This window comes from Caulobacter henricii (genome assembly GCF_001414055.1).
Taxonomy (GTDB): domain Bacteria; phylum Pseudomonadota; class Alphaproteobacteria; order Caulobacterales; family Caulobacteraceae; genus Caulobacter; species Caulobacter henricii.
In genome coordinates, this window is record NZ_CP013002.1 from 683,553 (window position 1) to 705,535 (window position 21,983).

Here is a 21,983-nt window from a genome sequence, read left to right on the forward strand (position 1 = left end):
ACAGCCAAATCAGCTACGCTCAGGGTTCGATCTGGACCCCGGCTTTCGCCGGGGAGAGCGGGCTTTAGGGATCCAGAGCAAAACACCCGCCCCGGTTTCCCGGGACGGGCGCTTCAAACTCAGACTGCAGAGCCTGATCGCTAAACCAGCGACCCGTGGCACTGCTTGAACTTCTTGCCCGAACCGCAGGGGCAGGCCCCGTTGCGATTGGTGTTCTGCCAGCCGGCCGGCAGGGCCGAGGTCGGCAGGGCCTGGCGCTGGGCCGGGGTCAGGCCGGACGGAATGCCCCCGGCCACGGCGACATTTTCACCGGTCAGAGGATCGAGGTGGATTTCGATCAGTTCTTCCGGTGCCCGCAGCGGCTCGGGTTCGGCATAGGCGATCTCGACCGTCATCAGCCAGCGGGTGGTGTTGGTGCGCAGGTCGCCCAGCAGCTTTTCGAACAGGCTGAAGGCTTCGGTCTTGTACTCATTGAGCGGATCGCGCTGACCATAGCCGCGCAGGCCGATGACGTTGCGCAGATGGTCCAGGTGCATCAGGTGCTCGCGCCACTGCAGATCGATCATCTGCAGCAGGAAGCTCTTTTCCACCTGGCGCATCTGCTCGGGCGTAATGATCTCTTCGCGCTGGGCGGCATAGTCATTGGCGGCCTTGGTGATGCGTTCGCGCATCTCCTCGTCGGCGATGCCTTCCTCGGCGGCCCACTCGGCCAGGGGCAGGTCGAGCCCGAAGACCGACTTGACCCGTTCGGTCAGGCCCTCGATGTCCCACTGCTCGGCATAGGCCTTGGGCGGCAGGTGACGCAGGACCAGGTCGTCGACCACGTCGCGGCGCATTTCATGGATGATGTCCGAGAGGTCGCTGGACTCCATGAACTCCTGGCGCTGCTCGAACACGGCCTTGCGCTGGTCATTGACGACGTCGTCGTACTTCAGGAGGTTCTTGCGGATCTCGTAGTTGCGCTGCTCGACGCGCTTCTGGGCGGTGGCGATGGCGTTGTTGAGCCACTTGTGGGTGATCGCCTCGCCTTCCTGGACACCGAAGGTGCGCATGATCGCGTCCAGACGCTCGCCGGCAAAGATGCGCAGCAGGTCGTCTTCGCACGACAGGAAGAACTTGGAGTGGCCCGGGTCGCCCTGACGGCCGGTACGGCCGCGCAGCTGGTTGTCGATGCGGCGGCTTTCGTGGCGCTCGGTGCCGAGCACGAACAGGCCGCCGGCCTCGAGGGCCTGCTTCTTGGCGGCGGAGATCTCGGCTTCGAGGCTAGCCCGCTGGGCGACTTCGTCCTCGTGGGTCGGGACGATGCCCAGACCCTTCTGCTGCTGCCGCCAGGTGGACAGGCGCATGTCGATATTGCCGCCGAGCTGGATGTCGGTACCGCGGCCGGCCATGTTGGTGGCGATGGTCACCGCGCCGGGCACGCCCGCGTCGGCGACGATCAGGGCTTCCTGCTCGTGGAAGCGGGCGTTCAGCACCTGGTGCGGAATGCCGTTGTGCTTCTTGCCGTCATGTTCCCAGGCATAGGTGGCCAGGAGCTTGGACAGGGCTTCCGACTTCTCGATCGAGACCGTGCCGACCAGGATCGGCTGGCCGCGCATGTGGCAGTCGGCAATCTGCTTGAGGATCGACTCGTTCTTCTCGCGCTCGGTGCGATAGACCTCATCGTCGTCGTCGATGCGCAGGACCGGACGGTTGGTCGGGATCTCGCTGACGGCCATCTTGTAGATGTCGTCAAACTCCTGGGCCTCGGTCGAGGCCGTGCCGGTCATGCCCGACAGCTTGGTGTAGAGGCGGAAATAGTTCTGGATGGTCACCGAGGCCAGGGTCTGGTTCTCGGGCTGGATCTCGGCGCCTTCCTTGGCTTCGATGGCCTGGTGCAGGCCTTCCGACAGGCGGCGACCGGTCATCATGCGGCCGGTGAACTCGTCGATCAGCACGACCTCGTCGCCCTTGACGATATAGTCCTTGTCGCGCGTGTAGATCACATTGGCGCGCAGGGCCTGGTTCACGTGGTGGACCAGCGAGATGTTGGCGGCGTCATAGAGGCCGGCCGTGTCCTCGGCCAGGTGACCGCCGGCCATCAGGATCTCTTCGATGCGCTCCTGGCCCTCCTCGGTGAGGATGACCTGCTTCTGCTTCTCGTCGAAATCGTAGGTGGCCTTGTCCTTGATGAGCTCCTTCACCAGGACGTCGATGGTCTTGTAGAGCTCGCTGCGGTCCTCGGTGGGGCCCGAGATGATCAGCGGCGTGCGGGCTTCGTCGATCAGGATCGAGTCAACCTCGTCGACGATCACGAAGTGGTGGCCGCGCTGGACCATTTCCTCGACGCTGTAGACGAGGTTGTCGCGCAGATAGTCGAAGCCGAATTCGTTGTTGGTGCCGTAGGTGATGTCGCTGCGATAGGCCCGCTGGCGCTCGCCCTGGCTCAGGCCGTTGACGATGACGCCATAGCTGAGGCCGAGGAAATTGTAGACCTGACCCATCCAGTCGGCGTCGCGCTTGGCCAGATAGTCATTGACCGTGATGACGTGCACGCCCTTGCCGGCCAGGGCGTTCAGATAGGTGGGCAGGGTGGCGACCAGGGTCTTGCCTTCACCCGTGCGCATTTCCGAGATGCCGCCGAAGTGCAGCACCATGCCGCCGACCATCTGGACGTCGAAGTGGCGCATGCCCAGCACGCGCTTGGAGGCCTCGCGGACGGTGGCGAAGGCTTCATGCAGCAGGTCGTCGAGGGTCTCGCCCTTTTCCAGCCGGGCCTTGAACTCGGCGGTCTTGGCCTTCAGAGCCTCGTCGGAGAGCGCGGCGAGTTGCGGCTCAAAGGCGTTGATCTTCGCCACACGGGCGGTCAGCGTCTTGACCTTGCGGTCGTTGGAAGAGCCGAAGAGCTTTTTGGCGAAGCCGAGCATGAAGTCGAGATTCCGATGAAGTGTTAGGCGCAGCGGGCGTCGGAGTTCCTGCAAGGTAACGACCAGGCACGACGATTTCCGTCTTTACAGCGCGCGGGAGACTTAAGCAGCGACCCTTCCAGTGTCAACGCGAGGGCCCGCCATAGAGCCCGGCAAAGGTGTCGGTTTCAGGCCTTTTCAGCATTTCGAAGACGACTGCGCCAAAAATGCCGGAAACCCCTGTTGTGGAAGTGGCGGACTTGCATTCCCCTGATGCCGAAACCGCGCTAGAGCCGTCCCGAAGGTTCGCCGGAGGTTCGCCCCTTGATCAAGTTCCCTCACAGCCGGATCTGGGCCCTGCTGGCCGTCACGGTGGTGGTGGCCGCCTGCGGCCAGAACCAGAGCGCCGAGAAGCCGCCGGAGCCGGGTGATACGGCCGTGGCGCGGGTCAATGGCCATGCGGTCTGGGCGTCCGACGTCAAGCGCGAGGCGGTGGCCCAGGGCCTGATCAGCGAGGGCGAGCCCCTCGACATCTCCAGCGACCTGTTCCGCCAGCGCCTGGATGAGGTCGTCGACCAGAAGCTGCTGGCGGCCGAAGCCCTCAAGCGCAAGCTGGACAAGGACCCCGTCGCCCAGCGCCGCCTGGCCGCGGCCCGCGAGCGGATCCTCGGCGACATGCTGGTCGAGAGTGTGGTCGAGAAGGCCGTCAACGAAGACGCCATCCGCCGGCTCTATGCCGAGCAGCAGAAGCTGTCCAAGCGCTCGGAAGAGATCCGCGCCCGCCAGATCCTGGTCGCCAGCCAGGCCGAGGCCGAGAGCATCAAGAAGCTGCTGGCGACGGGCGCCTCGTTCGACGCCCTGGCCATGGAGCGCTCGACCGACCAGGCCACCCGCTTCAACGGTGGTGACCTCGGCTACTTCACCGTCGACGTCATGCCGGAGGCCTATGCCGGTGCCCTGAAGACGGCCCAGAAGGGCCAGCTGGTCGGTCCGTTCGCCACCGAAGGCGGCTGGGCGATCCTGCGGGTCGAGGACAAGCGCATGGAAGAGCCGATCACGCTCGAGGCGGCCCGGCCGCAGATCGTGCGCTTCCTGACCTATGATCAGGTCCGTGACCTGCTGGAAAAGCTGCGCGGCGGGGCCAAGGTCGACATGCTGACCAGCAAGACCCAGGACCTGCCCGGAGAACCGGAGGAGCCGGCCTCGGCACCGCCGGTCGAGCTGCAGGGCTCGGCACCGGCCGCCGCGCCCCAGCCCGCGCCGGCCACGGCCAACCCAGCCCCCGGGGCCCCCGCGAAGAAGTAGTCGAGACGACCTGATGCCCCGCAAGACCGACAAGACCGACGCCCAGACGACCTCTGAAGCGGAGGCGACCCCCTCTGTGTCCGGTGCCGTCGAACGGGTGGGCCAGAGCCTGGAACGGGCCCTGGACCCGCTGGCCTCTGTCCTGAAGCGCGCCACCCGCAGGCTCAGCGAGGCCCCGGCCGCCTCGACCCCGGCCGCCGCACCGGGCAAGCCGGGCCTGGCGATCTCGCCCCTGGCCGTACCGTTTCCAGTTATTCCGCCGATCGCCGGCGTCGAGATCGCCACCGGTCGCGCGGGCTTCTACAAGCATGAGCGCGAGGACCTGCTCCTGATGCGGTTCGCCGAAGGCACCTCGGCGGCGGGCGTCTTCACCCGCCACGGCGTCGGCTCGGCCCCGGTCGACTGGTGCAAGCGCCAGCTGACGGCCTCGGGCGGCGCCGATGTGCGGGCCCTGGTGGTCAATGCCGGCTGCGCCAACAGCTTCACCGGCAAGCCGGGGGCCGATGCGGTCCGCCGGGTGGCCACGGCCGTGGGCAAGCGCTTCGACTGTCGCCAGCGCGACGTGATGATGGCCTCGACCGGGGTCATCGGCGTGATCCTCGACGATGCCAAGATCACGGCCCGCCTGGCCGAGGTCGAGACCCGCCTGACCGAAGATGCCTGGGCCCAGGCCGGGGCGGCGATCATGACCACCGACACCTTCCCGAAAGGGGCCTATGCCACGGCCCTGATTGACGGCCACGAGGTGAAGATCGCCGGCATTGCCAAGGGCTCGGGGATGATCGCGCCCGACATGGCCACCATGCTGGCCTTCGTGGCGACCGACGCGGCCATCGCCCCGGCGGCCCTGCAGACCCTGGTCAGCCTCTATACCCGCACCACCTTCAACTGCGTGACGGTGGACGGCGACCGCTCGACCAATGACACCCTGCTGCTGTTCGCCACCGGCCAGTCGAGCGCGCCCAAGATCCACCGGGCCGGTGACCGGCGTCTGGCCGACTTCCGCGAGAAGCTGGAAGGCGTTCTGCTGGATCTGGCCCTGCAACTGGTCAAGGACGGCGAAGGCGCGACCAAGTTCGTCAAGATCACCGTCAATGGGGCCGAGAGCCCGGCCAGCGCCCGCAAGATCGCCCGCACCATCGCCGAGAGCCCCCTGGTCAAGACCGCCTTCGCCGGCGAGGACGCCAACTGGGGCCGGATCGTCATGGCCGTGGGCCGGGCTGACGAGCCGGTGGCCCGCGAGAAGATCAATGTCCGCTTCGGCGAGCTCTATGCCGCCCGCGATGGTCTGGTCTCGGCCGAATATGACGAGGCGGCGATGAGCGCCTACGTCAAGAACCAGGAGTTCGAGGTCAGTGTCGATGTCGGGGTCGGCAAGGGCTCGGCCACGGTCTGGACCTGCGACCTGACCAAGCAGTATGTGGCGATCAACGGGGATTACCGGAGCTAGCGCGTGGAGTCCGTTCCCGTCGTTAAGGACGAACATCGCCAGCAGCCTGTGCCTTCCGAATGGCGAGAGACGTTCCGGTCCATCGTCGAGGCGTTCCGTTTCGGCGACCTGCGTTTGAGTGCTGGTGTGGAGCAAGTGGCTCCAATCGACGCTTCCCTTGCAGAGAATATCGCTGGAAACCTGAAGGCCTATGGCGGCCGACTGGCTAGCCTGCCGGAGGAGGCTTGGGACACGTCGGTCTGCCAATGGCAGGGCGAGTACTGGGAGGTGCTGGTCGACCTCTTCACGGAACAGGAGGGTGCGGTCGATCTCGTACTCTCTGCGTGTGTAAAAGAAGACGGTGCGCGCTACGCATTCGAAGTTCTGCTTGTCTACGTCCCCTAAGCTAGGACGATGATGATCAAGCGTTTCACGCGTTATCTGGCCTCCTGAATCATGATTGGACCCGGCGATGGCGGATGAAGTCCTGCCTCTCAACCTATTCTCTGTCGCCGAGGCCTGCCGCGAGGCCGGCTATGTGGTCAGCGAGATCGACAATGGTCTGGAGGTCTCGGGCGGCGACGACGGCGGGGCCTTCTATCTGCTGCCGGAAGGCGGCTGGCTGCAGGTGCGCTGCCAGGTGCTCGACCCGCAGGACCTGGATCAGGCCCGCGACCTGACCGCCCTGTTCGAGACCGTGGCCCGGGCGCAGTTTCGCCTGATCGGCTGCCGGTTCGGCTTCGATGTCCTGACCGGCCTGTGGCTGATCGAGGACGCCTATCCGGGCTTCGACCCCGAGGCTGTTCCGGCCCTTCTGGAACAGCTGGCCTTTGTCTGGGGTGCCCTGCAGGCCGTGCTGGAGGCCGCCCTGCGGGGGGAGGTGCCTACGGACGACGGGCTGGATGCGGCGTTTGAACTCGAGGCGATCGCGCCCCCCAACTAGGGCGATTGCCGGAGCCAAAAAGGGCTCCAGTTTGGAACCTGCGGCGAGGCTTGCCGTTCCGGTCCGGCGGTCTGTCGACCGGAATCATGAGGATGAACCATGGACGGATCGGGTTTTCGGTTTGGCTGTCTGGCCCTGATCGGCGGACTGCTGCTGACCGGCGTCGCCCAGGCGCAGACCGGGCGTAGCGACGACAAGCCCAAGGCCGAAGCCCCGGCTCCGAGCCGCTGGGGCGAAACCCGCAAGCGGGCCCTGGATATCGGTGCCCAGCCTGTCCGGGATGTCGGGGTGATGCGGCGCGAGGCTCCGGCCATCCTCGAACAGGCCCTGGCTGATCCCTATTCGCTGAAGGGTCTGAAGACCTGCACCCAGCTGGCCGCCGAGGTCCGCAGGCTCAATGAGGCCCTGGGCGCCGATTTCATCGTCGGCAATGAGGTCAAGGAAAGCCGGGTCGGCAAGCTGGCCGAGGCCGGCGGCAAGACGGTGATCAATTCGATCATCCCGTTCCGCGGCCTGGTTCGCGAGATCTCCGGTGCCGCCCCGGCTGAGCGTCACCTCGACGCGGCCCTGGATGCCGGCCTGGCGCGGCGCGGGTTCCTGCGCGGGGTTCATTACAAGCAGGGTTGCAAGACGAAGTTCTGAGGGGGGGGCGGTTCGGACGTGGCGAATGGCGGCTGTGGGTGGGAAGTGGACTATTGAGGTCCTTGGGTCACTCGTCCGGCGAGACAAATGGCAGGTCCAAATATTGCTGGATCCAGTCCTTGAAGGACGGAGCTACCAGTGCGGTCTCACCCGTCTCGTGATCGAAGAACCAAACCTCGGAATTTTGGTCTAGCGCGACGCCGTCGAAGGCGAACAAGTTGCCCATGCAATCCGAAGCGAAAGCGATCTTGCCCTGCGGCAATTCCATTTCTCGCCAAGCCTCAGTGGATGAGATCATCTCATCTGCTGACAGAAAGTCGGCCACATCAGCGAAATGGGCCTCTTCTTCGCAGACGCTATGAAGAAGCGCGATTGTCGGTTGTGGCAGGCCAATGCCGATGACCGCTTCTCGATATTCAGCAGGTAGACGGCCGCCGAGTTGTTCCTCCGCTCGTGCCAAATCGGCAACGTCTACGGGCTCTGGAGGATTGTCGGGATGCGACCATTTAGTCGAAAAGTCGGCGAGCTCGCGCATTGTAGTCCTAGAGCGTTGCCGGCACGAGTGCCGTAGCATGACCTCACTTTAACCGACGCTGCGAATGTCACCTATGGGTGGAAAACTGCCTGTGGCTGAGCTACCGCTGTGCGGGATTGCTTCGGAGCGACGGATGAAAGGCACGCCCCCAGAAGAAGTCTTCCCGGCCATCGGAACGGTAGAAAACCCTGCCATCTTTTATGACGGTCGCGATTTACTGCTCTGCTACGAAGTTGCACCTGTGGACGATGGCGGAACAGTCATTCTGGCTTTCAGCGACGTCATCTTCTTCGAGCAAAATCCGCATAACGTCGAGGGGCTCCGGGACTATAAATATCCTATCCGTGCGTGGGACTTCACGGAGGTTTGGGGGAGCGACCGCACCAAAAGGTGGCGGGCTTTAGGTTGTCGGTTTTGGACAATCTCGTTCAACGACGTAACCGTCGAAATAGTCTTCTCCGAGGTCCGACAGGTCCACCAAGTTCGTGAACCCAATGCACCGCACGACGCCTTGTTGGAGTTCCTGCGAACTGAATACGGGTCGACACCCGCAGGCCATTGAAATTCTAGGCGTTAAGCTAAGCACCTTTGGCCACCGAAGGTCCGACTTGGGTCGAAAGCAGTCTTTGGCTTCGTTCCAGAAAGCGGACGCCCCGCGTCCCGCTAATCCTTAAATCTCCTGGAGGCTGCAGCGTGCCGGTCTGTCCAGGTTGGTCAAGGACTGGCCTGCGGCCAGCCGCTCCGCGGCGGCGCGGAGCGCCGTCCTTGAGCAACCTGGACAGACCGGCGATCGTCTCGCCGTGAGATTTAAGGATGGCTCCCTTCGGCGCGAAGGCGGGCGCGACGCCCTTCCAATAAATTACCGTCATTCCCGCCCTTGTGGCGGGAACCCCTCGCACCGCCGCAGGTGCGGGAGAGGCGAAGTGCGCACGCACTTCGCTGGCGCTTCACGTGTCAGCTGAACCAGGGGTTCCCGCCACAAGGGCGGGAATGACGGGCGGTATGGGGATTGGCCGTCCTGAATCCCCGTTTTTCCCAGAATAGACCTAAGCGAAATCAACCGCTTGTAAGAAACTTGATCGCGCCAATCCGACGCGCTGAATCCGCCCGCATAATCAGTCTCACCTGACAGCACGGGAAGGGCGTCCGGCCGGCGACTGAGACGGCTGTCAGGGGTGATCGTGCGGGGCCACCGGTCGGACGAATGTCCGTGCCGGCGTGCTTAATGCGAGGGCAGGGGACGTAAACCTGCCTATCGGAGGTCTGCCAGGGCCTCCGCCCGTCCGAAGGTTCGCTCCGGGTCCCTCCGGAATCGGCGTGGCTGCAGCCTCGGGCTCAAGTCCGTCGCGAGGAGGACAAGATCCGGGTGGGGCAAAAGGTTGAACCAGACCTGCGCGCCCCGGCCAGAGGGATAACGATCACGCGGAGCGTCTGTCTTCGTCGAAACGGTACTTGCACATCCCCTCATCCGGGCGAGGCCCGGACGCTCCGCGACCCTTCCCATCCCCATCGCAGCTTCGGCGCGAGGACGCGAAGCTGTGCCTGCCAGACTTGCCCCCTCCGCGCCTGCGGCGCTCCTCCCCCGGAGGGGGAAGATGAAGCGCGCAGCAGCCCGTAGGGGGCCAGTGCGGCGCTTGCCACAGGTCTCCCAATCAAGTTCACATGCCGGCCTTGCGTCGTGACCCGGGGACAGCCTTGACCGAAGCCTTGATCGTGCGGGGTCTGAACAAGACCTTCGCCAAGCCTGCCGTGGCCAATCTCGACCTGACGGTACGGGCCGGCGAGCTCTATGCCCTGCTCGGGCCCAACGGCGCGGGCAAGACCACGACCCTGCGGATGGTGGCGGGCCTGACCAAGCCCGACAGCGGCGAGATCAGCATCTTCGGCGTCGATGCCCGCCGGGACCCGGCCGGGGCCAAGGCCCTGGTGGCCTGGGCCCCTGACGAGGCGATGATCTATGACCGCCTGACGCCGCTCGAATATCTGGAATTTGTCGCCGGCCTCTGGAGTGTCGATCCCAAGCTGGCCAAGACCCGGGCCGAACAGCTGCTGGCCCAGCTGGGCCTCGCCGACGAGGCCCGTCGCCGTTGCGAGGGCTTTTCGCGGGGCATGAAGCAGAAGGTCGCCCTGGCCGGGGCCCTGATCCATGATCCGCGCCTGCTGATCCTCGACGAGCCCCTGACCGGCCTGGACGCCGCCGCCGCCCGACTGGTCAAGGACATGCTGCAGGCCAGGGTCGATGCCGGCGGCACGGTGATCCTGACCACCCATATTCTCGAGGTCGCCGAGCGCATGGCCGACCGTATCGGCATCATTGCGGGGGGACGCCTGCTGGCCGAGGGGCAGCTGGAGGACCTGCGGGCCCAGGCTGGTGGGGCGGGCGGCAGCTCGACCCTCGAAGATGTCTTCCTGCAGCTGACCGCCGAGAGCCAGCCCGCGTGAGCCTGCTCCCTCCTGGTTCCACCCTTTGGCTCCTGGCCCACGAGATGCGTCTGGCCTGGCGCGGCTTTCGCGCCGGTCGCTCCGGCAAGGGGCCTGGGGCCCTGATCGGCCTGGCCATTCTGTTCGCCTTCGCCAGCATAGCCGGGGTTTTTCTGGCCCTGGCCGTGCATGGCCATGAGGTCCCGATCCATCCCCTGGCCGTCCTGATCGCCGACATCATCTGTGCGGTGGCCCTGACCCTGATGCTGTCCCAGACCCTCAGCGCCTCGGCCGAGGCGCTGTACGAGCGGGGCGATCTGGATCTACTGTTCTCGTCACCGATCGCGCCGCGCAAGGTGCTGCTGGTCCGGTCGCTGGGCATCGCCACCGGGGTCGCGACCATCTTCATGGCCTTCGCCGCCCCCCTCCTGCTGCCGCCGATCCTCTATGGTCATCCCGGTTGGCTGGGCGTGTTCGGCGTGCTGTTTGCCCTGGCCCTGACGGCGACGGCCGTGGGTCTGGTCCTGGCCATGATGCTATTTGCCCTGATCGGACCGCGCCGGACCCGCACCGTGGCCCAGGTGCTGGCAGCCCTGGTGGGCGCGGCCTTTTTCCTGGCCAGCCAGTACCGCAACCTGATGGGCAAGGCGGCCAGTGAGAGCCTCTATGCCACGATCGTTCGTGAGGCGATGGACGGCCGACTGACCCCGCCGCCCTGGGCCAGCCTGCCCCTGCGCGCCATGCTGGGTGAGCCCCTGCCTCTGGCGGCCATGATGGCGGCGAGCGTGGTCCTGTTCTGGCTGGCGACGACCGCGCTGGGCCGGCGGTTCTCCGACTCCGCGGCGGCGGCCCAGGGCGCGGCCTCGAAGCGGTCGCGCGGCCGGGTCAAGCCGGCCAGGGCCTTTGCCGCCGGGGCTTTCCGCGCCACCGTGCGCAAGGAGCTGCGCCTGATCGGCCGCGACGCCGCCCTGTTGTCGCAGGTGCTCCTGCGGGTGCTCTATCTGATCCCGCTGGCCCTGGTTCTGGCCCGCTCGGCCGCCAGGGTCGACGCCATAGCCCTGGCAGGCGGGGCCGGGATCGTGGCCTTCATGGCCGGTCAGGTGGCCGGCAGTCTGGCCTGGATCACCCTGTCGGCCGAGGACACGCCTGACCTGCTGGCCGTTTCGCCGACGCCCATGACGACCCTGCACCGGGCCAAGCTGGCCGCCGCCCTGATTCCCGTCGGCGTCCTGCTGATCGGTCCGATTGCGGCCCTGACCTGGTTCCAGCCCCTAACCGGCCTGATCACCGCCGTGGGTGCCGGACTGGCGGCCCTGTCCAGCGGCCTGATCAATATGTGGCATCAGAAGCCGGGCAAGCGCGCCGACTTCCGCCGGCGGGGCAGCGCGTCCTGGCTCGCGACCCTGATCGAGCTTTTGATCGGCAGTCTGATCGCGGGCGCCACCACCCTGACGGTGATGGGCCTGGCCGGCTGGGCCGCCCCCCTGCTGATCATCGCCCTGACGGCCTTGATGCTGATGCGGCGAACCGACGAGCAGATCACCCGGACGCTGAGAACGGCGGCGGCCTAGGCCTCCAGCAGGGCCCGGATGTGGCAGACCACCCCGCCCGGGTCGAACTGGATCGAGGCTTCGCCCGACAGTTCCGCGGCCAGGCCCCGTTCGATCAGGCGTGAGCCCAAGCCCCTCTGGGTCGGCGGACTGACCGTGGGGCCATCGCGCTCGGTCCAGGTCAGGTCGAGGCGCCCGGCTCCGGGGCTCGGTGCCTGGGCCCAGTGGATCGTGATCCGGCCTGAGGACGTGGATAGAGCGCCGTACTTGACCGCATTGGTGGCCAGTTCGTGCAGGGCCATCGACAGGGACAGGGCCGTGCGGGGGGACAGCCGGATGGCCGGGCCCGCCAGCTCGAACCGGGCCGGACCGCCGTACAGGGTCGCGACGCGGTCAGCGACATCGTGCAGGTCGGCGCCTTCCCAGTTCTCCCGGGTCAGAAGGTCGTGGGCCTCGGACAGGGCGACGATCCGGTTGGTGAAAGCCTCCTGGGCCTCGGCGAGGGGCCGGGAGGCATTGAAGCTCTGGGAGGCTAAGGCCTGGATGGTGGCCAGGGAGTTCTTGACCCTGTGGTTCAGCTCATTGACCAGCAGCCGCAGGTGGGTTTCAGCCCTTTTGCGCTCGGTGATATTGACGGTGGCACCGAGTAGCCGTGTCGGCTTGCCCTCGGGCGAGAAGAAGGCCTGGCCCTTGGCGGCGATCCAGCGCTCCTGACCGTCGTCACCGCCCAGGGCGCGGAACTCAATGGCATAGTGGCCGCCCTGTGTCGGGTCCAGAGCGCGGCTTATTGCGGCGCGGGTCGGCTCAAGATCGTCGGGGTGGAGGCGCTCGTAGAAGCTGTCGATGTTGACCGGCTTGCCAGGGGCCACGCCGAACATCGCATAGCAACGATCCGACCAGGTCAGCAGGCCCGACTTGACCTGCAGTTCCCAGATCCCGACATCGGCGGCATCCACGGCCAGGCGCAGGGTTTGTTCCTGTAACTGCAGATGGGCCTCGGTCTCCTTGCGGGCCGTGACGTCCGAGACCACACCGACGAAGCGGACGCACTTGTCGTCCTCGAAATAGGCCCGGCCGAAGGTCTCGAGCCAGCGCAGAGCGCCGTCGCTGGCCCGCCGGATACGGTATTCGTGATTGATGCGACCCTCGCCAGCAGGGTCCAGGGCCGTACTGATCGCGGCACGAACGCCGGCGACATCATCCGGATGAACCCGTTGCTCGAAGGATTCGAAAGAGTTCAGGCCCTCCTCAGGGAGTCCGAAAATTTGTCGGGCCCGGGCATCCCAGTAGCGCAGGCCGATGCGCATGTCGTGATCCCAGCGCCCCATCCGGGCGGCATCGACAGCCAGGTCCAGATCAGACTGGGCTGCCTGCAGGGCGGCGGCGACCGCCTTGCGTTCGGTGATGTCGACGACGACCCCTGTATTGCGCAGAGGCCGTCCGTCGGCATCGAGGTAGCAGCTGCCGCGCGTATAGACCCAGCGGATGGAACCGTCGCTCTGCACGAGCCGATACTCGTCCTCGAAGTCACTGCCGGTCTTCATGGCCGCCAGACAGATCTGGCGGACCCGCTCCCGGTCCTCCGGATGGACGGCGGGCGTGAAGCTGTCCACCGGCAGGCCGGCGGCGGCATAGTCGGGAGAGAGCGAGTGCAGTGTGGCATAGCCGGCGTCGGCATAGACCTTGTCGGCCTGGATATCCCAGTCCCAGGCCCCGATACCGCCGGCCGCCTCGATTGCGAGGCGATAGCGGCGCTCGGTTTCGCGCAGGGTCTTTTCGGTTTCAACCGCCTCGGTCAGCTCGACCGCAGTGATCATCACCCCGCCGACGCCGGTTGGAGCACCGGTGTCGGGCACGGGGCTGAAGCTGATGTTGAAATGGCCGATCCGGGTACCGGCCTCGCCGTCGCGCTTGAGACTCAGGGGCAGTTTTTCAAGGGCATAGCCACCGCTCTGTCCGGACAGAATGCTCTCGTGCATCGACCGCAGGCTGGCCTGGTACTCCTGGGAGTGCTGGTTGAAAACCATGCCGAGGGCCGACGGGTGCAGGTCGTGCAGGGCCGGCGCATAGGCGTCATTGTAGATCAGGCAGAGCTCGGGACCCCAGCGCAGGGCCATCGGAAAATTGGTGGCCAGGATCATGTCGACGGCCAGACGCAGGCTCGGTGACCAGGCCTCCATCGCGCCGATCGGTGTCTGGGCCCAGTCGAAGGCCCGGACCCGCCGGCTCATTTCGCCGCCCGCGATCCGGGTTGGCATAGGCATGGCGCGCGGCTCTTGCTCCGCCATCGCGGCTGTCCCCTCCCACCGGCCATTGACCGGTCCCTTAACCAAGGTGAACCCATAGCCGAGCTTGATTCAAGGCCTCTCTGGCCGGAACCGGTTGCGTTAGGCCGGGAAAGCCCCGGCCAACGAAAAAACGGCCGCTTTCGCCCCGTGGAGGGTGAAAACGACCGTCGATTCAGTCAGATGCCCGAAGGTCTCGATACCCGTTATGGGGATCAGTCGATCGGGTTCCAGCGCTTTTCAGCGGGGGCCGCCGCGCTGTTGCGCTTGGGCCCGCGATAATCGCCGCCGGCCGGCTTGGCTGAGGCGTTGCCGCCGCCGTTGCGACCACGGGCCTGGCCCTGGCCGCCACCCTTGGCCTGTTCGCCATTGCGCGACGGACGGTTGCGCTGGCGGCGCAGTTCGGCCGGGACGTTGTTGCGTGGGTCGGCGCGACGCGGATCGACGTACTTCTCAGGCGGGGCCAGCTTGTCGGCCACAGCGGCCGCAGCGGCCAGGCTCTTGTCATTGCGACGATCGAAGGTCGGGATCGTCTGGCGGGTGGCCTTCTGGATGTCGCGCAGCAGGGTGCGTTCGTCATCAGCGCAGAAGCTGATGGCGATGCCGTCCTTGCCCTTGCGGGCGGTCCGGCCGATGCGGTGGACATAGGACTCCGGCACATTGGGCAGTTCGAAATTGAAGACGTGGCTGACGTCGTTGACGTCGATGCCGCGCGCCGCGATGTCGGTGGCGATCAGGGCCTTGACCTCGCCGGCCTTGAAGGCGGCCAGGGCGCGTTCGCGCTGGCCCTGGGTCTTGTCGCCGTGGATGGCGGCCGCTTCGATGCCGCTGGCGACCAGATACTTGGCCACCCGGTCTGCGCCGCGCTTGGTGCGGGTGAAGACGATGGAGCGTTCGACGGCGCTGTCGGCCAGTAGTTCGGCCAGAAGCGGGCGCTTGCGCTGGGCTTCGATGAAGATCAGCGACTGTTCGATGCGCTCGACCGTGGTGGCCTGGGGTGTGATTGAGACCTGGGCCGGGTTCTTCAGCAGTTCACCGGCCAGCTTGCCGATTTCGCTAGGCATGGTGGCCGAGAAGAACAGGTTCTGGCGTTCCTTGGGCAGCTGGCTGGCGATCTTGCGGATCGGCACCACGAAACCCAGGTCCAGCATCTGGTCGGCTTCGTCGAGCACGAAGATCTCGACACCGTTCAGGTGGGCGGATTTTTCACCCAGATGGTCCATCAGGCGGCCCGGGGTGGCCACGACCACGTCGACGCCGGCCGCGAGGGCCTTCATCTGCGGGCCGTACTTCACGCCGCCGAACACGGTGGCGACGGTCAGGCCCATATGCTTGCCATAATCCCGGAAGCTGTCGGCGATCTGGGTGGCCAGTTCGCGGGTCGGGGACAGGACGAGGCAGCGGAAGCCGCGGCGCGGGGCCGGCTTCCTGTCTTCGGCCAGGCGGTGCAGGATCGGCAGGGCGAAGGCGGCCGTCTTGCCGGTGCCGGTCTGGGCGATGCCCAGCAGGTCGCGTCCGGTCATGACGGTGGGGATGGCCTGGGCCTGGATCGGGGTCGGGGTGGTGTAGCCCTTGTCGGCCAGGGCCTTGAGGAGCGGCTTGGCCAGGCCAAGGTCAGTAAATTGAGTCAAGTGGGCTGTCTTTCAGACAAAGCCGCATGACGGCGCGCGCGGTCCTCGCGCGGCTCGCCCATGAGGCGGGTCGGTTGGGGAGCGCCCCGCGTGGCCCGGGCGGTCTATGGAAAGCTTCATGGCGCTCGACAGGCTGATCCGAAATCGGACCTTCACGCGGCTGGAGCACCGATAGCGCCTATTGGCGCGAAGCCCATATCCTTTGTTGCAGGTGCGAAGTCAAGGGGCGCAGGGCCGAACCCCCTGCGCGGAGCCCTTTGGTGTCTGGATTTCAGGGCTTGGGCTTGGGCCTGGCGTCGACGATCTTGTTGACGATCTTCCAGCCCTCGGCCGTCTTCAGCAGCTGCATATAGTCGGTCAGGACGGCGTTGGGATAGTCCAGGACGATCTTGGCGCTGGCGGCCGACCCGGTGACGTCGATCGACTCGATCCAGCGCTTGCGCAGAGGCTCGTCTGCGGCAGGCTTGCCGCTGGCCCCTGCGATGTAGTCATCGTCGCTGCGCTGTCCATAAACGCCGTCCCGGATCCAATGAAGACGCGCCTCCTCGTGGAAGGCCTGACCGAATTCCTGGGCCTGGCCGGTGGCCTGGCCGGCCAGATAGTGTTCCAGGGTTGCGCGGACGGCCGCCTGCTCAGGATTGTCCTGGGTCTGGGCCAGAACAGGGGCGGCCGTCTGCATGCAAGCGCCTGCAGCGACGATTGCGATCAGTCTGTTCATGGCAGTCCTCTCCAGCTTCTCCGGTGAAGCTAGGAAGGCCATATGGCGACGATGCGACCAGGACCTTGCCAGTCTGGTTTGTCCGCGCCAAACCCCTCCTATGAGCAAGCCCACCGTCCTCGTCGCCGCCGCTGCCATGATCGATGTCGATGGCCGCGTGCTGATCTGCCAGCGACCCATGGGCAAGTCCCTGGCGGGTCTGTGGGAGTTTCCCGGCGGCAAGGTGGAACCGGGTGAGACACCGGAAGACTGCCTGATCCGCGAGTTGCACGAAGAGTTGGGGATCAAGGTCGCGCAGTCCTGCCTCGCGCCCTTTGTGTTCGCCTCCCACAGTTACGAGTCTTTTCACCTCCTGATGCCACTCTATCTGCTGCGCCGCTGGGAAGGCCTGGTTACGCGCAAGGAGCATGAGGCGCTGGCATGGGTGAAGCCGGACAAACTCGCGGACTATCCGATGCCCCCGGCGGACGTCCCGCTGGTGGCCTGGTTGCGCGATCTGCTCTGAAACGCTTTGCTCGCAACCAGAGCGGCGCCACCGCCATTGAAGTGGGCCTGCTCGTTGCCTGCATCTGCATCGCCATCATCAGTGCCGTATCCATGCTGAGCGGCAGCATCAAGACCAGCTTCGACAAGACCTCGACTGCCGTTGCATCGACGCAGGGCAGCTAGGACTGAGGTGCTACGCACCACGACGCGAGCTGGCGCATTCGACGACTAGACTCTCCCCAAGCCGTTGGCGATACAGTGGGCCCACTTGCTGTCGTGCGGGACCGAGTTGGAATGTATAACGTCGTCTATTGTTTTGATAAGAATTACCAACAGCATTTTGCCGCTTCTTTGCAGTCTTTGGTGAAAAATTTCTCCAAAGATCCCGCTTTGCTATGTGTTCACATCGTGACCGATATCGCTAGTGATGAACTTACTAAGTTTATAGGTGATTTTTCCGATAGACATAAAATTGACGCGCGAATTCATCAATTGAATTCGGCGCAAATGAGTTTCATCGAAAAAGTACCGGCTAAGTTTAGAAAGCTAAAAGGATATCTTAATATATCGGCCTATTTCCGTTTGCTCATACCCTTGTTGTTGGGGGAGGATGTGGAAAGGGCGGTTTATGTCGAATCTGATACAATTTTAGTTTCTGACATTTCAGAATTGTATTCGATTGATCTGGGCGGTAAGGCGATCGGCGCGGTGCTTGATGTTAACAATAATGAGGCGTCAAAGCAGCATGGCTTGAATGCGTATTATAATTCTGGCCTCTTGGTCATGTGTATTCGTGAACTGCGCATGAAAGATTTTTCCAATAGAACCATGGATTACATTTCAAGTGCAAGCTCTCAAATAATGATGGCCGATCAGTGCGCAATCAATATTGTAATGAAAAATGATATTTGTTCTATTCCAGAAAAATGGAATCGATACGTTTCCAATAGTAAGTTCTCAATTGCGCATGCGGAAGATAGAATTAATGGGGCTGCTCTTATTCATTTTATCACTGAAAATAAGCCCTGGCATGACTGGTTTGCTAACGATTTAGGTGAACTGTATTGGGATAATTTGCGAGCTTCGCAATGGCCAAATCCCGTTTCAAATAAGCCTGTGACGGTTAATGAGCATATTTTGATGGCGCGAAAGCTGAAAAAACAGGAAAAATATATTGAATCGATCTCAATGTACGAGACTATAGTTACGCATTTGATGAAAAAAAAGTAATGGGCTGTCGTTGGTAATTAAACGGCGAAACTAACGCTCTGCCCTATCTCCGGCAAGCTGTTCCTCAAAGCCGAGAGCATCCGCCAGGTTCATCTCGACCGCCCCGGACGATGCCATGGCGCTCACGCTGTCTCATGTTCTTCTGCATTGGTGAGTAAGATGCCTCACGTCGTTTACTGTTTTGACGCGAACTACCAGCAGCATTTTGCGGCCTCTATATCATCTCTGGTCGATCACTATGGCGATGATCCGGCGTCACTCACCGTGCATGTCATAACGGACTCTCAGGATCCGACCCTCGATGCTTTCGCTGAGGATTTTTCCACACGAAAAGGCGTCAATGTAAGAATTAATCGCATCTCAGACGATCAAATCTCGTTTTTGGAGCTCGTTCCGAGAAAGTACAGAGATGTAAAAGACTATATAAACATATCAACATATTTCAGAATTTTAATACCTCAGATCATTTCTGGGGATATTGATAAGGTTGTATATATAGATTCAGACACCGTTATTTTGAGTGATTTGTCGGAATTATTCTCGCATCAGATGAATGGCAAATCGATTGGCGCTGTCCTCGACATCGATGATAAAATTAATGCGACGCGCCACGGGTTGAGTCATTATTTCAATGCTGGCGTGCTGTTGATGGACCTTTCGGCTTTGAGGTCCAAGAAATTCACTCAGAAATGCATTGAATATATGTCTTCTGAAGATTGCGATGCTATCTTGGGGGATCAGTGCGCCATCAATATTGTCATGCAAGGCGACATTAAACCCCTGCCACGGCGATGGAATCGCTACGTTACAAACTTCGACGACTCGATTTCCCGCGCCAGGGACGTCCTCGCGGATGCGGCGATCATCCATTTCATCACCGGCCAGAAGCCGTGGCACGCCTGGTACGAGAATGAACTCGGCGAACACTACTGGAGCAGCCTCAGGGCCTCGCAGTGGCCCAATCCCGTCCTTAAAACGCCGCGGTCATTCGGCGAGCACCACAGGATGGCGCGAAAACTGACGAACCAGGGCCAGTATCCGGATGCTGTCTCAATCTATGAGACCCTGGTGGGGCATCTGATGAAAAAGGCCGGTGATCTCCCGCCATCCGCCTGAACGGCGACCGCTACCCATGGGGATGGCTCAGTAGCAGGGCATCCAGCCGGACGGCGCGCTTTTCGCTGTGGCGGCCTTTTCACGCCGGCTGGAAAATGCTCTTGCCTGTGCGAACGGATCTCTGAGGCCTGCCATGCACCATGTCGCCTATTGTTTCGATGCGAACTATCAGCAGCATTTTGCGGCCTCCCTTTCGTCACTTGTCACGACTTACGGTGGAAAATCATCAGAACTGAAGGTCCATGTCGTTACTGATGTCGCCAATGACAAGCTCGAACAGTTTCTAAGAGATTTTTCAGCGCGAACCGGCATTGCCTATGAGATTCACTATCTGACGATTGAACATCGGTCCCTGCTGGCGAAAATTCCCGCCAAGTTCCTGAACTCGAAAGGCTACCTGAACCTTGCGGCCTATTTCAGGATCATGTTGCCGATCCTGGTCGGGGATGAGGTTCATAAAATCCTTTATCTCGACTCCGACACCATCGTCATGTCTGACGTGTCAGAGCTTTTTGACCTCGATCTGGGTGGCCTGGCCCTTGGCGCGGTGCTTGATGTCGACAACGAGGCCATGTGCCGAGACCATGGCTACAAGGCGTATTTCAACTCGGGCGTCATGATCCTGGATCTGGCCCTTTGGCGTGCACAAGACCTGGCGAAGAAATGTCTCGACCATGTCTGGGACGAAAACAGCAATCTCCTGATGGCTGATCAGTGCGCCATCAACCGAGTCCTGTCGGATAACATCTTCATTGTTGACGCTAGGTGGAATCGGTTTGTTTCGAACACGCCTTTTTCCCAAAGTCAGTCTGACGAAGTCATTCAGAATGCGGCCGTGATTCACTTCATTACGTCGCAAAAGCCCTGGTTCGCCTGGTACGAAAACAAGGTCGGCGATCTCTATTTGAGCAGTTTGCGGGCTTCGCAATGGCCAAGCCCGGTTTCCAGGATGCCCAAGACGGTCAATGAGCACCTCTGGACGGCCCGCAAGCTGAACAAGCAAGGCAAGCACAAGGAAGCCATCTCGTTTTACGAGATTCTGGTTGGGCATTTGCTCAAGAAGGTCGACGGGCCGGCAAGCGGTGCCTGACTGCCCCGGTCAGCCGCCGGCGGCATCCCCCGCAGACTGTTCCTGAACACCGAGGGCGTCGGCCAGACGCATCTTGGCCGAGCCGGGGCGCAAGGGCTTTTGCTGGCTTTCGTGCGGTGCCCAGCCGGTCACGGCAACGATCTCGAAGGTTGCCGGGATGCGGCCGTCGGCCTCGGCGAAGCGTTCGACATAGATTTCCATGGCCCGGGTGAGCACCCGTCGGGTCAGGGGCTTGCGCGACCGGTCGAGCAATACGCTGGTCTCGCCCATCCGCCTCAGGTCACGCAGCAGTTCGATAGGGTGGCCATAGCGGACCTTGACCCGGTCCACGTCCGCCACCGGCAGGGCAAACCCGGCCCGCTGCAGCAGGCCCGCCGCGTTAATGGCGTCGGCGAAGGGCGAAACGCGGAAGGAGGCGCCGCCGCTGACCTCGTCTTCGGCCTGCAAAAGCGCCTGGCGAAGTTCGGTCAGGGTGGCCCCGCCGAACAGGGCCCCGATGAACAGGCCGTCGGGCCGCAGGGCGCGGCGGATCTGGATCAGGGCTCCGACTAGGTCATTGGTCCAATGCAGGGACAGGGTCGAGACGGCCAGGTCCAGCGTCGCGTCGCCGAACGGCAGGCGTTCCTCGTCGGCCACAGCAATTAGTCCATCACCGGCCCCCAGCATGCGAGCCGACAGGTCGGTCTGGAGCAGCACGTCGATATTGGCGGCGGCGTCGCTGGCGGCCAGGGCCTGCGAGAAAGCGCCGTTTCGCGCTCCGAGATCGACGGCGACCGGAAAGCGTCGCAGGATCGTCTCCAGCCGCATGACCACATCCTCGGCCGCGCGGCGCTTGAGGAAGTCAGCGTCTCCGTAGTCTGCGGCGGCGCGATCGAGGCGGGCCCTGAGCAGGGCGCGGTCAAAGAGGAGGGGTGGGGTGGTCATGCCGGCGGACCATGGCGATTTCGGATGGAAATGGAAAGCCGGGCCTCATCTGGCCGGTCTGGCCAGAGGGCTGCTCGACATAGCCCTGCCGCCGCGGACCTTTGACGGCGTCCCGGCCCAGACCCGCGGCCTGTCGGCCGAGCGCTGGGCGCGCATCACCTTTCTGGATGACCCGGTCTGTGACGGCTGTGGCCTGGCCATGCCCTTCGACAGTGGCGGGCCCCAGCACTGCCCGGCCTGTCAGGCCCGCCCGCGCGCCTTTTCCCGGGCCCGGGCCGCCTGCGTCTATGACGAGCAGTCCCGCGATCTGATCCTGCAACTCAAACATGCCGATCGCAGCGACCTGGCCGGGCTGATGGCCCTGTGGCTGTCGCGGGCGGCGACGCCGCTGCTGGACCAGGCCGATGCCCTGGCCCCTGTGCCCATGCATCCGGGCCGCCTGTTGAGTCGACGCTACAACCAGGCGGCCGAGATCGCCCGGCCCCTGGCCCGGCTCAGTGGCCTGACCTATCTGGCCGATGCCCTGGTCCGCCGTCGCGACACCGACAGCCAGGGTGGCAAGTCGGCCTCCGGCCGTCGGCGCAATGTCGCGGCCGCCTTTGTTGTCCCCGAGTCGCGGCGACACCGGGTGATCGGGCGCAGGATCGTGCTGGTCGATGATGTTCTGACCACGGGTGCCACAGCCGAAGGCTGCGCCCGGGCTCTGAAAGCGGCCGGGGCGGCGGAAGTGACCCTGGCGGTCGTGGCGCGCGTTACAGAAATGCAAGCGCGTCCTATATGAGATCCATCAGGA

Annotated in this window: 20 protein-coding genes and 1 pseudogene; 15 read left to right on the forward strand and 6 right to left on the reverse strand. The window is 63.5% G+C overall.

The window, feature by feature from the left end; genetic code table 11:
- Positions 1 to 140: 140 nt before the first annotated feature.
- Positions 141 to 2,906 (reverse strand): preprotein translocase subunit SecA, encoded by a 2,766-nt coding sequence (gene secA, locus AQ619_RS03285; RefSeq protein ID WP_062144203.1) that lies wholly within the window; start codon positions 2,904 to 2,906, stop codon positions 141 to 143.
- Between the two features lie 303 nt (positions 2,907 to 3,209).
- Here secA and AQ619_RS03290 point away from each other — a divergent pair, with 303 nt between their 5' ends.
- From AQ619_RS03290 to AQ619_RS03310, 5 genes are all read left to right on the forward strand, one after another.
- A complete protein-coding gene (locus AQ619_RS03290; protein WP_166504132.1) occupies positions 3,210 to 4,190 on the forward strand; it encodes a peptidylprolyl isomerase in 981 nt (326 codons plus the stop codon).
- 13 nt (positions 4,191 to 4,203) lie between these two features.
- The gene (argJ, locus tag AQ619_RS03295; protein WP_062144206.1) at positions 4,204 to 5,640 is read left to right on the forward strand and encodes a bifunctional glutamate N-acetyltransferase/amino-acid acetyltransferase ArgJ; all 1,437 of its coding nucleotides are present in this window, start codon (positions 4,204 to 4,206) and stop codon (positions 5,638 to 5,640) included.
- 3 nt (positions 5,641 to 5,643) lie between these two features.
- Positions 5,644 to 6,024, forward strand: coding sequence for a DUF7668 domain-containing protein (locus tag AQ619_RS03300; protein ID WP_062144209.1), 381 nt, complete (start codon positions 5,644 to 5,646; stop codon positions 6,022 to 6,024).
- A gap of 67 nt (positions 6,025 to 6,091) precedes the next feature.
- Entirely contained in the window at positions 6,092 to 6,562 is a 471-nt protein-coding gene (locus AQ619_RS03305) for a hypothetical protein (RefSeq protein ID WP_062144212.1), read from the forward strand.
- 99 nt (positions 6,563 to 6,661) lie between these two features.
- On the forward strand, positions 6,662 to 7,204 hold the full coding sequence (locus tag AQ619_RS03310) for a hypothetical protein (RefSeq protein WP_062144215.1): 543 nt from the start codon (positions 6,662 to 6,664) through the stop codon (positions 7,202 to 7,204).
- A gap of 67 nt (positions 7,205 to 7,271) precedes the next feature.
- Here AQ619_RS03310 and AQ619_RS18625 read toward each other — a convergent pair whose 3' ends face one another.
- Positions 7,272 to 7,739 (reverse strand): SMI1/KNR4 family protein, encoded by a 468-nt coding sequence (locus AQ619_RS18625; protein ID WP_166504133.1) that lies wholly within the window; start codon positions 7,737 to 7,739, stop codon positions 7,272 to 7,274.
- Positions 7,740 to 7,872: 133 nt separating this feature from the next.
- On the opposite strand from AQ619_RS18625, the gene AQ619_RS03320 reads away from it, so the two are divergent.
- The 4 genes and pseudogenes from AQ619_RS03320 (at position 7,873) to AQ619_RS03330 (ending at position 11,731) form a co-directional block, all read left to right on the forward strand.
- On the forward strand, positions 7,873 to 8,301 hold the full coding sequence (locus AQ619_RS03320; protein WP_062144221.1) for a hypothetical protein: 429 nt from the start codon (positions 7,873 to 7,875) through the stop codon (positions 8,299 to 8,301).
- Positions 8,302 to 8,598: 297 nt separating this feature from the next.
- Positions 8,599 to 8,741, forward strand: a pseudogene (locus AQ619_RS19520) (hypothetical protein); the annotation flags it as partial.
- Positions 8,742 to 9,401: 660 nt separating this feature from the next.
- Positions 9,402 to 10,181: an ABC transporter ATP-binding protein gene (locus AQ619_RS03325; RefSeq protein WP_062144224.1), complete on the forward strand. Its 780-nt coding sequence runs from the start codon at positions 9,402 to 9,404 to the stop codon at positions 10,179 to 10,181.
- Positions 10,178 to 11,731, forward strand: coding sequence for a hypothetical protein (locus AQ619_RS03330; protein ID WP_062144227.1), 1,554 nt, complete (start codon positions 10,178 to 10,180; stop codon positions 11,729 to 11,731). Before AQ619_RS03325 ends, AQ619_RS03330 begins: the two co-directional genes overlap by 4 nt.
- On the opposite strand, the gene AQ619_RS19300 is transcribed toward AQ619_RS03330, so the two are convergent.
- The 3 genes from AQ619_RS19300 to AQ619_RS03345 form a co-directional block, all read right to left on the reverse strand.
- Positions 11,728 to 13,974 (reverse strand): PAS domain-containing sensor histidine kinase, encoded by a 2,247-nt coding sequence (locus AQ619_RS19300; RefSeq protein WP_261340239.1) that lies wholly within the window; start codon positions 13,972 to 13,974, stop codon positions 11,728 to 11,730. The two genes, AQ619_RS03330 and AQ619_RS19300, sit on opposite strands and share 4 nt — an antisense overlap.
- 236 nt (positions 13,975 to 14,210) lie before the next feature.
- Positions 14,211 to 15,626, reverse strand: coding sequence for a DEAD/DEAH box helicase (locus AQ619_RS03340; RefSeq protein ID WP_062144233.1), 1,416 nt, complete (start codon positions 15,624 to 15,626; stop codon positions 14,211 to 14,213).
- Between the two features lie 271 nt (positions 15,627 to 15,897).
- Positions 15,898 to 16,344 carry a nuclear transport factor 2 family protein gene (locus AQ619_RS03345; RefSeq protein ID WP_062144236.1) on the reverse strand — a complete coding sequence of 149 codons (447 nt, stop codon included), beginning with the start codon at positions 16,342 to 16,344 and terminating at the stop codon, positions 15,898 to 15,900.
- Between the two features lie 100 nt (positions 16,345 to 16,444).
- Between AQ619_RS03345 and AQ619_RS03350 the strand changes: the two genes are divergently transcribed.
- The 5 genes from AQ619_RS03350 (at position 16,445) to AQ619_RS03360 (ending at position 20,266) form a co-directional block, all read left to right on the forward strand.
- Entirely contained in the window at positions 16,445 to 16,849 is a 405-nt protein-coding gene (locus tag AQ619_RS03350) for a (deoxy)nucleoside triphosphate pyrophosphohydrolase (protein WP_062144239.1), read from the forward strand.
- A complete protein-coding gene (locus AQ619_RS18630) occupies positions 16,765 to 17,013 on the forward strand; it encodes a Flp family type IVb pilin (RefSeq protein WP_166504134.1) in 249 nt (82 codons plus the stop codon). The genes AQ619_RS03350 and AQ619_RS18630 overlap by 85 nt, the downstream gene beginning before the upstream one ends.
- 111 nt (positions 17,014 to 17,124) lie before the next feature.
- Positions 17,125 to 18,060: a glycosyltransferase family 8 protein gene (locus AQ619_RS18635; protein WP_084745735.1), complete on the forward strand. Its 936-nt coding sequence runs from the start codon at positions 17,125 to 17,127 to the stop codon at positions 18,058 to 18,060.
- Positions 18,061 to 18,219: 159 nt separating this feature from the next.
- A complete protein-coding gene (locus AQ619_RS18640; RefSeq protein ID WP_084745737.1) occupies positions 18,220 to 19,176 on the forward strand; it encodes a glycosyltransferase family 8 protein in 957 nt (318 codons plus the stop codon).
- A gap of 133 nt (positions 19,177 to 19,309) precedes the next feature.
- Positions 19,310 to 20,266: a glycosyltransferase family 8 protein gene (locus AQ619_RS03360; RefSeq protein ID WP_062144245.1), complete on the forward strand. Its 957-nt coding sequence runs from the start codon at positions 19,310 to 19,312 to the stop codon at positions 20,264 to 20,266.
- Between the two features lie 9 nt (positions 20,267 to 20,275).
- Here the strand turns inward: AQ619_RS03360 and AQ619_RS03365 are convergent, their stop codons facing one another.
- Complete coding sequence (locus tag AQ619_RS03365; RefSeq protein WP_062144248.1) at positions 20,276 to 21,190, reverse strand: methyltransferase domain-containing protein; 915 nt, start codon at positions 21,188 to 21,190, stop codon at positions 20,276 to 20,278.
- Between AQ619_RS03365 and AQ619_RS03370 the strand changes: the two genes are divergently transcribed.
- A complete protein-coding gene (locus AQ619_RS03370) occupies positions 21,189 to 21,971 on the forward strand; it encodes a ComF family protein (RefSeq protein ID WP_062144250.1) in 783 nt (260 codons plus the stop codon). The genes AQ619_RS03365 and AQ619_RS03370 overlap by 2 nt on opposite strands.
- The last annotated feature ends 12 nt before the right edge of the window (positions 21,972 to 21,983 follow it).